At 56.2% G+C, this 14,075-nt stretch carries 13 protein-coding genes; 10 read left to right on the forward strand and 3 right to left on the reverse strand.

The window, feature by feature from the left end:
- Window position 1 precedes the first annotated feature (1 nt).
- Window positions 2-1,153, forward strand: coding sequence for an ABC transporter permease (locus tag AC0YNU_RS17505; RefSeq protein ID WP_475758808.1), 1,152 nt, complete (start codon window positions 2-4; stop codon window positions 1,151-1,153).
- Window positions 1,154-1,445: 292 nt separating this feature from the next.
- A complete protein-coding gene (locus AC0YNU_RS17510; RefSeq protein WP_475758811.1) occupies window positions 1,446-3,077 on the forward strand; it encodes a YhcN/YlaJ family sporulation lipoprotein in 1,632 nt (543 codons plus the stop codon).
- A gap of 100 nt (window positions 3,078-3,177) precedes the next feature.
- On the opposite strand, the gene AC0YNU_RS17515 is transcribed toward AC0YNU_RS17510, so the two are convergent.
- Window positions 3,178-4,023 (reverse strand): helix-turn-helix transcriptional regulator, encoded by an 846-nt coding sequence (locus tag AC0YNU_RS17515; RefSeq protein WP_475758814.1) that lies wholly within the window; start codon window positions 4,021-4,023, stop codon window positions 3,178-3,180.
- 175 nt (window positions 4,024-4,198) lie between these two features.
- On the opposite strand from AC0YNU_RS17515, the gene AC0YNU_RS17520 reads away from it, so the two are divergent.
- Window positions 4,199-5,113 (forward strand): phytanoyl-CoA dioxygenase family protein, encoded by a 915-nt coding sequence (locus AC0YNU_RS17520; RefSeq protein WP_475758816.1) that lies wholly within the window; start codon window positions 4,199-4,201, stop codon window positions 5,111-5,113.
- A 114-nt stretch (window positions 5,114-5,227) separates the two neighbouring features.
- Here the strand turns inward: AC0YNU_RS17520 and AC0YNU_RS17525 are convergent, their stop codons facing one another.
- Window positions 5,228-5,491, reverse strand: a complete 264-nt coding sequence (locus AC0YNU_RS17525; RefSeq protein ID WP_475758818.1) for a hypothetical protein — start codon at window positions 5,489-5,491, stop codon at window positions 5,228-5,230.
- A gap of 254 nt (window positions 5,492-5,745) precedes the next feature.
- Here AC0YNU_RS17525 and AC0YNU_RS17530 point away from each other — a divergent pair, with 254 nt between their 5' ends.
- The 4 genes from AC0YNU_RS17530 (at window position 5,746) to glpX (ending at window position 8,703) form a co-directional block, all read left to right on the forward strand.
- Window positions 5,746-5,970 carry a helix-turn-helix domain-containing protein gene (locus tag AC0YNU_RS17530; protein WP_338046040.1) on the forward strand — a complete coding sequence of 75 codons (225 nt, stop codon included), beginning with the start codon at window positions 5,746-5,748 and terminating at the stop codon, window positions 5,968-5,970.
- A 224-nt stretch (window positions 5,971-6,194) separates the two neighbouring features.
- The gene (locus tag AC0YNU_RS17535) at window positions 6,195-6,836 is read left to right on the forward strand and encodes a CBS domain-containing protein (protein WP_475758820.1); all 642 of its coding nucleotides are present in this window, start codon (window positions 6,195-6,197) and stop codon (window positions 6,834-6,836) included.
- A 6-nt stretch (window positions 6,837-6,842) separates the two neighbouring features.
- Window positions 6,843-7,667 carry a pyruvate, water dikinase regulatory protein gene (locus tag AC0YNU_RS17540; protein ID WP_475758822.1) on the forward strand — a complete coding sequence of 275 codons (825 nt, stop codon included), beginning with the start codon at window positions 6,843-6,845 and terminating at the stop codon, window positions 7,665-7,667.
- A gap of 61 nt (window positions 7,668-7,728) precedes the next feature.
- Window positions 7,729-8,703 (forward strand): class II fructose-bisphosphatase, encoded by a 975-nt coding sequence (gene glpX, locus AC0YNU_RS17545; protein WP_475758823.1) that lies wholly within the window; start codon window positions 7,729-7,731, stop codon window positions 8,701-8,703.
- 198 nt (window positions 8,704-8,901) lie between these two features.
- Here the strand turns inward: glpX and AC0YNU_RS17550 are convergent, their stop codons facing one another.
- On the reverse strand, window positions 8,902-9,504 hold the full coding sequence (locus AC0YNU_RS17550; protein ID WP_475758825.1) for a TetR/AcrR family transcriptional regulator: 603 nt from the start codon (window positions 9,502-9,504) through the stop codon (window positions 8,902-8,904).
- A 233-nt stretch (window positions 9,505-9,737) separates the two neighbouring features.
- Here AC0YNU_RS17550 and AC0YNU_RS17555 point away from each other — a divergent pair, with 233 nt between their 5' ends.
- From AC0YNU_RS17555 to AC0YNU_RS17565, 3 genes are all read left to right on the forward strand, one after another.
- The gene (locus AC0YNU_RS17555; RefSeq protein ID WP_475758827.1) at window positions 9,738-11,207 is read left to right on the forward strand and encodes a DHA2 family efflux MFS transporter permease subunit; all 1,470 of its coding nucleotides are present in this window, start codon (window positions 9,738-9,740) and stop codon (window positions 11,205-11,207) included.
- Window positions 11,208-11,388: 181 nt separating this feature from the next.
- Window positions 11,389-12,063, forward strand: a complete 675-nt coding sequence (locus tag AC0YNU_RS17560) for a tetratricopeptide repeat protein (RefSeq protein ID WP_475758829.1) — start codon at window positions 11,389-11,391, stop codon at window positions 12,061-12,063.
- Window positions 12,064-12,254: 191 nt separating this feature from the next.
- Window positions 12,255-14,003 (forward strand): sensor histidine kinase, encoded by a 1,749-nt coding sequence (locus tag AC0YNU_RS17565; protein ID WP_475758831.1) that lies wholly within the window; start codon window positions 12,255-12,257, stop codon window positions 14,001-14,003.
- Window positions 14,004-14,075 lie beyond the last annotated feature (72 nt).

A 14,075-nucleotide genomic window follows, 5' to 3' on the forward strand; every position in this document is an offset into this window, starting at 1 on the left:
CATGTGGCAGGAATTATGGTTTCTCGTCGTATCGACGCTGCGGCGGACGTTCCGCAACCGGTCGAATCTGATCATTAATTTCGGTCTGCCGATCGTGGGCATTATTCTGTCGACCGTAATCTACGGTTCAAGCGGGCAGCCGGATCTCCGAATCGGTGTCGCGAACGGTGACGGAGGCGCCAAGATCGCGTCGGACACGGTTCAATTCATGGGGAAAATAAATCACATGAAGCTGGTGGACGTGACGGAGAGCGAGCTCAAGGAACAAATCGCGGCGGGCAAGCTCGACGCCGGGCTTGTTATATCGGAGGGCTACTCTGACAGCGTGATGGCAGGCAAACCGGATCATATCGCGCTGCAGTCGGTCAAGGATGTTGCCGGGAAGGAATACTTCAAATCGATGCTGAACAGCTACGTCGAGAACGTCAGCGCGATGGCTCGGCTGTCCGCGGGGGATTCCGCCAAATTCGACCGCCTTTACGAGCGTTACAGCGAGTCGGATTTCAAGCTGACGACCTCGACGGTCGACGACTCGTCGAGCACGAAGCAAATGTCGACGCAGTCGATCGGGTTTCTGCTGATGTTCATGCTGACGTCTGCCGGCAGCCTGTCGGAGCTGATCTTGAAAAACCGGGAAAACCGGACGTACTTCCGAATTCTGTCGTCGCCGATTTCGGCTAAGGTGTACGTCCTCTCGAACATCGTCGTCAATCTCATCGTCATGATGGCGCAAATCGCCGTAGCCTTGTTCTTCATGCGGGTCGTCTTCCACCTGAGCGCCGGTATATCCTTCGGCTCGCTCGCCTTGCTGCTCGCGGTCTACGCGCTCGTCTCGGTCAGCCTCTCGCTGGCGATCGTATCGTTCGCGAAGAGCTCCGGAGCCGCCAGCGCCATGCAGAATTTGATCGTGACGCCGAGCTGCTTGATCGCGGGCTGCTTCTTCCCGATCTCCGTCATGCCGGAGACGATGCAGCGCATCGCGGATTTCCTGCCGCAGCGTTGGGTGCTGCAGGCGATCGAGAAGCTGCAGTCGGGCAGCGGTCTGCAGGAAATCGGCTTGAACTTCTCGGTGTTGCTTGTTTTCGCCGCCGTCTTCTTCTTGATTGCGGTATACAAATTCGGACGAAGCAACGATACGCGTAATTTTGTTTAAACGCGGCCAAGGTACAAGAAATATACCAAGGGATAAACCAAGGAATTCACCAAGGAATAAATCAAGGAACGAGAAACATACGAAAATAACGAAGAGCTCTTGCCGCGTGCAGGAGCTCTTCGTTATGTTTCGCTGCAAGCCGAGATCCGATCCGAAATATCGGCCAGTCGGTCAACTTGGTAATTGCGGCGCATATCCGCTAAAAAGTTGCCAGCATAGCCTTTCCCCGTTCGGCTAACGCTACATATGGGCCGCATTAGTGCGGTCAGACGATGAAACGGAGGATGAGAGGATGCAGCAGCGGAAGTGGGCAATGCTTGCAGCCGGAGCCATGTTATCGACCATGCTGACCGGTTGCATGGAGAATCACGGCGAGCTGGGCAATAAGAATATTCGCGGCAACAGCGTCACGTACGACATGAACGGCAACCGAATCCTGAATACGCGGTTTGCCAATGATCAATTGAACGAAATGAACCGCGTGGACGGTCACCGGTTGAACAGCAATAATCTTGTCGGCCTGCATAAGAATTACCGCTTGGAGATGAGCGAGTCGCTGGGCGACCGGATCTCGAACATCAAGGGCGTGGGCAAAGCCTATGTCATGCTGACCGACAATAACGCATACGTGGCGGTCACGCTCAAGAACGGCGCTGCGAAGAACGGCACCAATGCCATGGGCTTCTCGGCGCCGGCGCCGCTCGGACGAACGCAGCAAGGATATATGCAGCCTTTCAGTACAGGGATGTCCAGCTCCATGAAATCGTCGAACGCGCATGCGTTCACAAGCAAGCAGCGGGGCGCGCGGGCCAGCTCCATTGCGACGCCTAATATGCGTCTGCACAGCTCCGGCAAGGGTGCAGGGATCATTCCTGCCCGATCCACGAACAGCCATCATATGCTTGGCCAATCCATGAATGCGCGATCCATGAGCGGCAAATCGATTCATGCCAAGCATTACGGCTATGCGAGCAGCTCGTATTATAACGCGGCCAATGGTGTGCGGAATATGTCCCTCAGCATGTCCGGCCCTTCTACTGGCGCAGGAATGAACAAACTGTCCGGTCATGCGGCACGCGGCTTAACGAACATGTCGCGCGGTACGGCGACGACGAACGATTGGTATCGAGGACCTTCCAACGGCGGCAGAGATATCTACCGCGGATCCTCGAACGCATCCGTTGAATTGAATCGGAATGCTTCGAACGCGGGGAGAAACCTGACCCGGAACGTCTCCGATACGGGAAGGGACCTGACTCGAAACACGGCGAACGCGGGCAGAGACATGTATCGCGGTACGGCTAACGCGGGCATGGATCTGACCAGAGGTACCGGGAACGTCGGAAGAGACCTGACCAATGCCGGCATGGATGTGACTCGCGGAACCGTAGACGCGGGGCGGGACGTCGCTCGCGGAACCGTAGACGCCGGCCGGGACGTCGCTCGCGGTGCGGCTGACCTGACTAAGGATGCAGCCAGGGGCGCTACGAACGTAGGCCGGGACGTTGCCCGCGGCGTGCGGGATCTCGGCGAAGGAACGGCCGATCTCCTTCGAGGCACGACGGGCCTGTCGAGAAACATCGCCCGCGGCACGACGGATTCGGCCCGGAACATGAGACGAGACATGACGGGACTCAGCGTGACGAGAAATACGGCTGACCTGAACAGAAGCTCGATGCCTCATGCCGCAAGCCGTACGTATGCTACCGGCGATGCGGCATCGGCCATTAAAGATCAGATCGCCAAGGAAATCAAGCAGATGGCGCCGCAAATCAAAAACGTCTACGTATCGGCCAATGCCGATTTCGTGGAACGCATGGACGCTTATATGAGCGACTACAAAGCGGGCAAGCCGATCCAAGGCTATATCGCGGAATTCAACGCGATGGTCGAGCGCATTTTCCCGGCACGATCCCGTTCGTAAAAGGAATCATTTATTAAGATGGACTAAAAGTGGGCAGCTGATTCATGGCGCGAAACGTCGTCCATGGACAGCTGCTCATTCTTTGTTTTCATACACTGATTTAATCCGTCACCATCGAGGAGCAGAACTGGCTGAAGCTTATGCCCATGTTTTGTTTGAACATGCGGCCGAAGGTATGCACGTCCGCGTAGCCGACGCGGCCCGCGATTTCGCCGATGGACATGTTCGTCTGAATGCCGAGCTCCTTGGCGCGTTCGATCCGAACGCGGGTCAAATACTCGAACGGCGTCATGCCGAAGGCTTTGCGAAACTTCAAGATAATGTAGTTGCGGCTCAGACCGGACAACTCTTCCAGCTCGCGATGCTTGATATCGTGGTCAAAGTGCTCCGCGATATAATTGCGGACGAGCACCATTTTGGTTTTGATCTTTTGCTGTCCTTGCGTTTTCGTTTCCTGCTCCTGCTTCCAGCCCGCGATCTCACCTAAAATTTGCATCAGCAGGCCTTGGCATAGGGTATGGCGCGCCAAGCCGGGCTGGTGATAATGCGTGATCAGCTGAGTGAGCATTTTCTCGACGGCATGGCCGGCGAAATTGCCGAGATAGCGGTCCTGTCCCAGCAGCTGCTCGACCGGATAAGGCGCTTCGCCGAAATCGAACAGGATGGAGATACAGATGTATTTCTCGTCCGGATACGTGCGTACCTCATGAATCTGGGAAGGGGAGTGATAGATCAGATCCCCGCGCCTCGTCACGATCGTCCGGCCCTCGATCTCGTACTCGGCCGCGCCTTCAACGACATATTGGAACTGGTAGCTGGACAGCTGACGGCTTGAAATGCCCCAATGCTGAGGAGCGTGGAAGAGATGGGCCAGCGTAATGTACGGCGGATGAAAATACATATCGGCCGCATGCTCCGGCGGCGGAACATGGATGACGTTCGACAATGAAATCCCTCCTGTTGCATCTGCATAATGGACGTCAGACTAAGCCTGAGAATACGATCCCACGAAATAGTGATTTAAGCAACCTCTTTGTTACTTTCGGTTACTTACAGTCCGGCCATTCTGTCTTATACTAACGAGTGTAAAGGCATACATGCCAGGAATGGGAGCGATTCGAATGGGGTTGACCGAGGTGCAGATACCGGTTGTGGATGCAAGGGCGCAGGATGCAATTACGGATGAACAAGCGCAGTTTTTCTTGGATAACGGCTTTCTGGTCATTCGTAACGTCATCGTGGGCGAAGAGTTGAAGCTCGTGCAGGACGAAATGCAGAAGCTTTTCGATAAAGGCGTCGCCGGAGTCGTGAACGAACCGGATTATATGTACGGAATCGGTGTGAAATCAGGCCAACAAATATTGAAGCGCATCGAATACGTCATCGATAAGAGCGATCCGATGAAGGCGCTGCTCGGCCATCCGTTCATCCTTCGTTCCGTCGAGAAGCTGCAGGGCCGCAATTTCATCCCGACTTGGGATTCCATGGTGCTCAAGGCGCCGAACGAAGGCGTCATCGTGCCGTGGCACCGCGACGCCGCCGTTCCCGAAGGCTGCGAGGATAAACGGCCGATCTTCAACGTCGATTTTTACCTGGACGAGGCCGATCTGCAAACCTGCCTGTGGGTCATTCCGGCCAGCAACCAATGGACGAAGGCGGAGTCCGACGCGCGCTGCGCGCAGCCGGGCTTCTCGACGGAGGACGCCATCCCAGTGCCGATGCAGCCGGGCGACGTGATCTTCCATAATATCGAGGTGCTCCACGGATCTCCCGCCGGTGACGGCAACCCGCTGCGCCGCACGGTGTATTACGAGTTTCGGCCGGGAGAAATCGAAGCGGAATTCGGCCCCCATACGCTGGAGTACTTGCCGATCAAGCAGCAGGTACTGCTCGACTGCATCCAGCGCCGCCAAGCGGCTTCCTACGCGCAGGGCGAGACGCCGTTCGCCTACAAGCCGAACGGCGCGTTCGCGGTCAGCGCTCGGAAGCAGCCGGAAGCGTATCGTCTGCCGCATGAAGTGTATTGGCGCCGGTAATATAGAATGATGAAGGGCCGCGATCCCCGGTGGGGAACGCGGCCCTTTTCGTTTATTTCACGGAAAAGACACGGGAGAGCAGGGAGCAGCGGACTTGAAATTAAACCTGTTCGCTTAAAGCTGCTTGGTGGTGTGGGGGGCAGAATGCACGGCGGTATCGATGATGACCACGCGGCTTCCTTTTTTGTAGAATTGAAGCACTTGGGGGATGCGCCTGCCGCTCGGGGTAACCAACGTAAGCTTGATCGTCGCGTAATTCGAGGTCGCCGTATAGACGGCTTTGCTCCCCGAGAAAGACCGTTTCCAATGGCTGTTGAAGTAGAGAATCTCGTCCTTCAAATCCGATACGGTATAATTCCTGCTCAATCTGACTGCCATGTTCATCCCGTCCTCTTCGTTCTGATGGTTGCGTTCGCTCGCATCCTACATCATATGCTTGCCCCGGCGGTTCGCCTGTTCCATTACCTAACGGCGTGAATAGGATATGGAGGGACAGCGGCCGCCAAACGACGGCAAACGCCCATTTTTACGGATAATCGCACCACTCCATAAGCCCTTTCATATGATACTTTGACTGTATCCCTTAACCTTGTTAAACCATAAAAACCCGAGCAAGGAGGGGTGACAAACAAATTATGGGTAGCGACCAGAAGAGCAAGTTCTTATTAACTCATCGCGAACGCGAGGTATTCGAGTTGTTGGTTCAGGACAAAACGACTCGCGATATCGCGCAGCAGCTGTTCATCAGCGAGAAAACCGTCAGAAATCATATTTCTAACGTCATGCAGAAATTAAACGTTAAAGGTCGTTCGCAAGCGGTTGTCGAGCTGATAAAGCTTGGGGAATTGAAGATCTGACAAACGTCGCCGCATACCTTGCTCAGCCTTCTAGCAGTGTTTCCGTTTCTGACGGAAACGCCGCGAGAAGGTTTTTTAACGTGCGGAAACAGGAATAGGCGCGAGCAGATGCCCAAAATGCGCCGAACGCACAGGCAACGTTTAACAATTTATATATTGTGTATTAATCGGTTAATATGATAGATTAATTATTAATTAAAGACGTAACATTGGAGGTGGCCGGCATGTCGTTAACCGCGAGACAACTCGAAATCCTGAAGCTTGTCCGGCTGCACGCGCCGATTACGGGCGATCAGCTGGCCGAAATGCTCGGCACCGGCAAGCCGACGCTGCGTGCGGATCTGTCGCTGCTCGTGATGCTCCGCTTGCTGGAAGCCAAGCCGCGCGTCGGTTATTTTCCGGGAACGGCCGGCAAGGACGGGGAAGGGTCGTTCAAACGATGGGAAACCGCACGGGTCAAGGATGTGCAGGGACTGCCGAACAGCGTCGCGGACAGCTCTACCGTTCATGATGCGGTCATCAGCTTGTTCATGGGCAACGCGGAGGCGCTTACGGTCGTGGATGAGAACCGGCATTTTGTCGGCGTGGTGACGCCGAAGGATTTGCTGAAGGTGACGCTCGGCAATGCCAATCCCGCCTCGATCCCGGTCAGCATGGCGATGTCGCGTATCCCGGCCGTGGCCGCGGTTCGCGCCGACCAGCCGCTGATCGAGGCCGTCCGGAAGATGCTGGTGCAGGAGTTGGACGGACTCCCTGTCGTGTCCAAGCTTGAGCAGTCCTCGCCGCGCTATGAAGTCATCGGTTGGATCAGCAAGACGAATATTCTCCGCTGGATGACGGAAGTAGAGTCGAACGGACAGGAGTAGGAGGGCATGAGGGTGGAGAGTACGGGGAAACGCGCACCGATTTACATTTGTTCGGACGCGGTCGGGGAAACGGCCGAAGCTGTCGTGAAGGCGGCAATGCGCCAATTTGCGTATGACGGCGTGAAGCTCGTCCGATGCGGCCACATCAAGACCGAGGATGAGATCGTCCGAATCGTGGACGAGGCGGCAGGCACGGGAGGATTTATCGCCTATACGCTCGTGCAGCCGGAGCTGCGGGAGACGATGAAGGAAGAGGCGCTGCTCCGGGGCGTGCGCGCGATCGATGTGCTCGGACCGATGATGCAGGCGTTTATCGATACGTTCAACGATTCGCCGAAGCGGCAGCCGGGTCTGCTTCATACGCTGGACGACGATTATTACCGCCGGATCGAGGCGATCGAATTCGCCGTGAAATACGACGACGGCAAGGATATCCGCGGCCTGCTGCTTGCCGAAGTCGTGATCGTCGGCGTGTCCCGCACGTCGAAGACGCCGCTCAGCATTTACTTGGCGCACAAAGGCATTCGGGTAGCGAATCTGCCGCTCGTTCCGGAGGTCGGCGTGCCGGAGGAGCTCTTCGGCGGCAGCCGGCTGGTCGTCGGATTGACGATGCAGCCGGAGAAGCTGTCCGGCATTCGCGCCGAGCGGCTGAAGGCGATGGGACTGCCGTTCTCCGCGCAGTACGCTTCCGCCGACCGGATTCAAGCGGAGCTGAGCTATGCGGGAACGATCATGGAACGGCTGAATTGCCCGGTCATCGACGTTACCGAGAAGGCGATCGAAGAGACGGCTGCGATTATTATCGGCTGGCTGCAGGAGCTTCAGGTTTAAGGTTTTAATAGGACTTTCGAAGAAGTGCGCAGGAAAGAGAAGAATCGGGGGGCGAGGCAGGATGGAACGCGAGCTTGCACTTGAAATCGTAAGGGTAACGGAGCTGGCTGCGCTTGCGGCGGCGCCGTGGATGGGACGGGGCGACAAGCATCACGCCGACGAGGCGGCGACGAACGCCATGCGCGGCATGCTGGATTCGGTATCGATCCGCGGAACGGTCGTCATCGGCGAAGGGGAAATGGACGAGGCGCCGATGCTGTATATCGGCGAGCAAGTCGGCAGCATGCAAGGGCCGGAAGTCGATGTGGCCGTCGATCCGCTGGAAGGCACGGAGCTGGTGGCAAGAGGACTTAACAACGCGATGGCGGTGATTGCGGTAGCTCCAAGAGGGGGATTGCTGCATGCACCCGATATGTATATGGAGAAGCTGGCAGTCGGGCCGGCGCTTGCGGGCAAACTGAGTCTCGACGACCCCATTCGGACGACCTTGGAGAAGGCGGCGCTTGTCTTGCACAAGCAGGTATCCGATCTGACGGTCATGATACTGGACCGCGCACGCCATGCGGTATTGATTCAAAGTCTCCGTGAGGCAGGCGTTCGCATTAAATTTTTGTCCGACGGTGACGTAGCGGGTGCGATCGCTCCGGCATTTGCCGAGGCGGGAATCGACCTGTACGTCGGCTCCGGAGGCGCGCCGGAAGGCGTGCTGGCAGCCGCGGCGCTCCAATGCCTCGGCGGCGAGATTCAAGGCCGGCTCATGCCGGAGAATGAAGAACAGGAGCAGCGCTGCATGGAGATGGGACTGGCCGATCCGCGCAGGCTGCTTCGCATGGCGGACATGATCGGGCGGGAAGACGTGATATTCGCGGCGACCGGCGTGACGCCGGGCGAATTCCTGGGCGGCGTGACGATGCTGCCGGATCAGCGCGCGGAAACCCACTCGATCGTCATGAGGGCGCGCACGCGGACCATCCGGTTCATCAAGTCGCTGCATCATTTGCCGAACAAGCCTCTGCTGAACAAGCTGCAAGCCTAATTTCAAGATTAGGAGAACGGATGAACCATAATATTGCTCGCAGCTGCCGGCCATCTGTTACGACTTACTGCTGCAGCCCTTCGACAAAAAGGACGCTTCCGCGAACCAGGTGCACGAAAACCTGGCTTGCGGAGGCGTCCTTTTTTATGATGCGCTTTCATTCCACGTCACTGTTTCCCCAAGAAGCTGCCATTACCGTCAGTTCAGCAGCAGTCCGGTGAAATAGCGGATATATTTCGCTTTGATCTCCTCGATCGTGAAGCCGCGGTCTTTGGTCAAGTAGAAGAACATGCTGGCATCGAACGAAGTGGCTGCCGCAAAGGCGGCAAATTCCGTGTCGTCCGTGCGCGCGTCGCCGCTGCGGACCGCTTCGTCGAGCAGCCCTTTCAGCTTGCCGACGACGTAAACGAACGGCTCCGATTGATAGAGGCTGAGCCGTTCCTCGGCACAGGAGACCGTCGGCTTAATGGCGCTTAGCCACTCGATTTCGTTCCCGATGTACTCGATGATGCGGGTTAGAAAGCCTTCCAGCCGTTCGCGGACCGGAGACCCTGCCGAGCTGTCCAAATAATGGTCGATGCCGGCGGTGAATCGCTGGAAGCTATCCGCCATAAGCTCCATGCAGAGCTCGGCTTTGGATGAATACCTTCTGTACAGCGTGCCTTGCCCGACTCCGGCGGACTTGGCGATTTGGTGCATGCTGACGCCTTCGACGCCGCGTTCGTGAAACAATTGGGAAGCGGTATCGAGGATGAGCTCGCGGTGCCTGGCGGCATCCTTGCGTTCGTTGCGCTGCTGCATAAGCGACGACCCCCTAATTTATACGGAAAAAATCACACTGTCTTTCATTGACAATGATCGTGTTGTTCGGTAAGCTGTTACTAAGTAAGCGGACAATTGTCCATTTATAAAAAATCCGCACAGCATACGACTGTTGCTGCTTCCATTGTAACCTCACGTACGGCGGAGGGTCAATGTCAGGTGAAGAACAGGGACTGGAGCGGAAATAAGATTCATTGGGTAGGAGGGTTTGCATGTCGGCACAAGCTTCATCCGCTGCGAGCATCGAGGAGCCGTTTTCGATTAAGAAAATCTTGGCCCCGCTTGCAGCCATCATCATCGGTATTTTCATGGTCGTTCTGGACGGTACGGCCGTCAACGTCGCGATTCCAGGCCTCATGACTGAATTTCATTCTACCTTTCAAATCGTCGGCTGGACAGTAACGGGCTACGCGCTCGCGCAAGCCGCGGCGATCCCGCTCTCCGGCTGGTTGTCCGACCGGTACGGCGCGAAGCAGGTCTTTCTCGTTTCCGTCTTCTTGTTCACGGTAGGTTCGCTTCTATGCGCCCTGTCCACCAGCGTGGAAATGCTCATTGCGTTCCGTATTGTTCAAGGCCTCGGCGGCGGTATGGTGCTTCCGATCGCAATGGCCTTTACTTACCGTCTCAGCCCGCCCGATAAGGTCGGCCAGGTCATGGGCATGATGGGTATTCCGATTCTGCTCGCGCCTGCGCTCGGTCCCGTGCTTGCAGGCTGGCTGATCGAATCCGTCAGCTGGAAATGGCTCTTCCTGATCAACATACCGATCGGCGTGGTCGGTATCCTGCTCGGCATCAAGACGCTTCCGCGCATCGAGCGCAAAGCTGTTGCTTCCCTCGACCGTCTTGGATTTATTCTCGCCCCGCTTGCATTTGCGGGCTTGTCCTACGGCGTCAGCGAAGGGGCTAACGGCTGGACTTCCGCCAAGACGCTCACAGGTATCGGCGTCGGCTTGGTCGCGCTCGTACTGTTCGTTATCGCGGAACTGAAGCATAGAGAACCGCTGCTCGAGCTTCGCGTCTTCCGTTCTTCCGATTTCACGCGCGGCATTATCGTGCAATGGATTTCCCAAATCGCGTTGTTCGGCACGATGTTCCTCGTTCCGGTATTCCTGCAGAACGCGCACGGTAAAGGCGCGCTCGAAACAGGCCTGATCATGCTGCCGCAAGCGATCGCAGCAGGCGTATTCATGCCGATCGGCGGCAAGCTTTACGATAAAGTCGGCGCGCGGCCGCTCGTCTTCATCGGCATGCTGCTCGTTACGCTGGCGGCGTTCATTCTGTCCCTCGTCGACGCGGAGTCCAGCATGATGATGATCATGGGCCCGCTCACGCTGCTCGGCGCAGGCATGGGACTGTCGATGATGCCGCTCAATACGCATCTGATGCAGGCGGCTCCGAGAGAACTCGTCGGACGCGTGACGTCCCTGACGAATGCGGCGCAGCAAGTCATGACGTCGTTCGCGGTAGCCGGTCTGTCCACGATTCTTGCAAAACGGATGACCATGCATTCGCCAACGGCGAAGACGCCGCTCGACGCGTATTCGATGTCGTTCGGCGATACGTTCCTCATCCTGACCTTCATCGCCGTCTTCGGTGCCGTGCTCGGCCTGATGCTGCGCCGTCCGGCGAAGGTTGAAGGCACAGAGGGCGCACAGCCTGAAATGATGATGCACATGGGTTAAGGAAGCTTCGTTCAAAGCTTCTATATATTATGATAACGGCTGTACGGGTTCTTGCGACCTGTGCAGCCGTTTTTCGTTTTGCGTTCCGCCCGGCGCATGACAATTCTCGCAATGACGCTGGCATAGGTATCGTGTACAATAAAGGAAGATTGCCATTTCGATATCGCGCTCGGGAGGCCACATGGGTAAAATACTTATATTTGTGTTGTTATGGAGGCTGACGGGAAGTCCGATTCTTGCAGTCATCGTGTTATTGATTATTTTCTATGTCTTGGAGCGTCGTTACGTCGGATTGACGCCAAGCATCGTGAAGCCGCTGCGACGTTTCGGTGCCATTCGGCGCCTGCGGCAGCAGGTCGCGATGAATTCGAACGATATTCCTGCCAAGCATGAGCTGGCACGGCTGCTCATCGAGCGCAAGCGCTTCGCGGAAGCGAAGACGTGGCTGATGCCGATGCAGGATGCACTCGAGAATTCCGCGGAATTCTGGGATGATCTCGGCACCGCCCTGCTTCAGCTGGGTGAACGGGAAGCCGCGCAGGCGGCGATCGGCAATGCGCTTTCCATCAACCCCCGGGTCAAGTACGGGACGCCTTATCTGCGCCTTGCCTCCATTTATGCCAAGACGGAGCCGCAGAAAGCGATCGGGTATTTGCAATCCTTTCGCGCGATCCATTCATCGTCGATCGAAGCCTATTATCGGATGGCTGACTTGTATGCGCAGATGGGGCAGCGGGACGAGGCGAAGGGAATGCTGAGGGAATGCGGAACGATCTATCGCTCGCTTCCGCGCTATAAGAAGCGCCAGGAACGCAAATGGGCGCTGCGAGCTTGGCTGAAAGGCATGCGGACGTAAGCATTCGCCTCTATCCGCAGGTCGGCGGCAGCCCCATAATTTAGCTTGGCTTAATTACTGTTATGCGCCATTATTGGTTAATCCTCACATTGCCACTCTGCTCGAAATCAGTCATAATTAGAGGCGCTCGGCAGATGTCGAAGTTCCGCGAAACTCGCATAAAATAAGGATTTGATCGGAGAGTTAAGGGAATGCGCCGTAACGTATGGCTGTTGATCATCGCATTGATCGCCGTCCTTCTTGGTGTGAACAACACCGTCTACTATTTTACAACGAAACAATCTCTTGAGGACGGCCTTCGCCATGAACTCGATTCCGTCGCGAAGCAAGTCGCGCTCTCGATCGAAAGCTCGAGGAACGGGGCGGAAATTTACCAAGAAGAGATCGGGCGCGAGCTGCGCGCGGCCTCTATCGCAACGCAGTATGCGCTGGATTCCGACGTCGAGAAAGTGACGAACGATCAGCTTAGCGAACTGGCGAAGAAGCTGGACATGGTCGATATTACGCTGCTGAAGCGGACGATAGACAATATCGTCCTCTATAAATCATCGGATCCCAAGGAGCTCGGCTACGAGACCGACAGCTGGGATCCCTGGTATAAGGCGTTCAACCAATTATTCGACGACAAGAACGTCGCTATTAATTGGGGGCAGCGCCTGCCGAACTTTTGGACTGGACCGTTCGAATTCTCGTCGACGTCAACGGACATGATTCAAAAATGGGGCTATTATCATGACGGATCGACGAATTACATCATCGACCCCTATATCAGTTACAAAAGCAGGCAGCTCGACTACGATAACGTTACCGGCGTAAGCCACCTTATCGGCCAGACGCTGGAGGCGAACCAATGGTTGAAGGAAATCGCGGTCCTCAATCCGGAGACCTTCCCCGACGGCAGGGCGCAGACGATGAGCGAGAACGGCGAACTCGTCTCGCATAAGACGCAGAATTCAGTCATTGAAGGCACCTATACGTTGAAGTATCGCACCGATACCGCGAACGTGAAGCTGGCGAACAAGACGGGCACGAAGATTTACCAAGACGCGGTCGTCGGCGGCAAGCATGTCATCAAGCTGTTCATTCCGGTCGAGGTCAGCACGAAGGTCGCCAGTATGCTGGATGGCAGCGGCAAGCCGATTCCCAGGTACGTGCTTTCGCTCGTGGCGGACTACAGCACGATTCAGCAAACGCTGGATAAGCAGCTCGTCAACATCGGCTTGATCATCGGAATCGCGACGCTCTTGAGCTTGATCTTCCTGTATTGGGTCGTGATGGCTTACCGCAAGTCGCAGGACAAGCTTGTCCGGCGCGCGCAGGAAACTTACCTGGACGAGATCAACGGCATGTTCCAGTCCATCCGCTCGCAGCGCCATGATTTCGTGAATCACGTGCAGACGATGCAGTCGCTTGCCGAGCTTGGCAAGACGGAAGAGCTGAAGGCGTACGCCGCCGAGCTGACGGGCGAGATTCGCACGATGAACGATATCATCAGCATCGGCAATCCTGCGATCGCGGCGCTGATTCGTTCCAAATCGCTGCAGGCAGAAATGCTCAAGGTCGATTTTGCATCGGTATTTACGGACATGAACAAGCTCGAGCTCGGCATCAAGTCGCTCGACATGACGCGGCTGCTCGGCAACTTGATCGATAATGCGTTCGATGAAGTCTTGACGTACGGGGAAGACCTTCGCAAGGTGAGCATCGAGGCAAGCCAGAAGGACGGGTACTTCCAATTCATGATCAGCAATACTTGCCTTCGTGCGGAGGAGCTCCGGGACAAGCCGTTATTCCAGGCGGGCTATACGTCGAAACTGGGCGGCCATTCCGGGCTTGGCCTGCATATCGTCAAATCCATCGTCGACAAGTACAAAGGCGTCATTTCCTTGGTGCTCGACGAGCCGAATACCGTGACGTTTATTATTAAAATCCCGTACTGATCCATTCATTCACTTGCCCCTTGTCCGCGTTGGTTTGCGAGACAGGGGGCTTTTATTATTCAAGCGTTCGGC

It is taken from the genome of Paenibacillus sp. J31P316 (assembly GCF_056269105.1).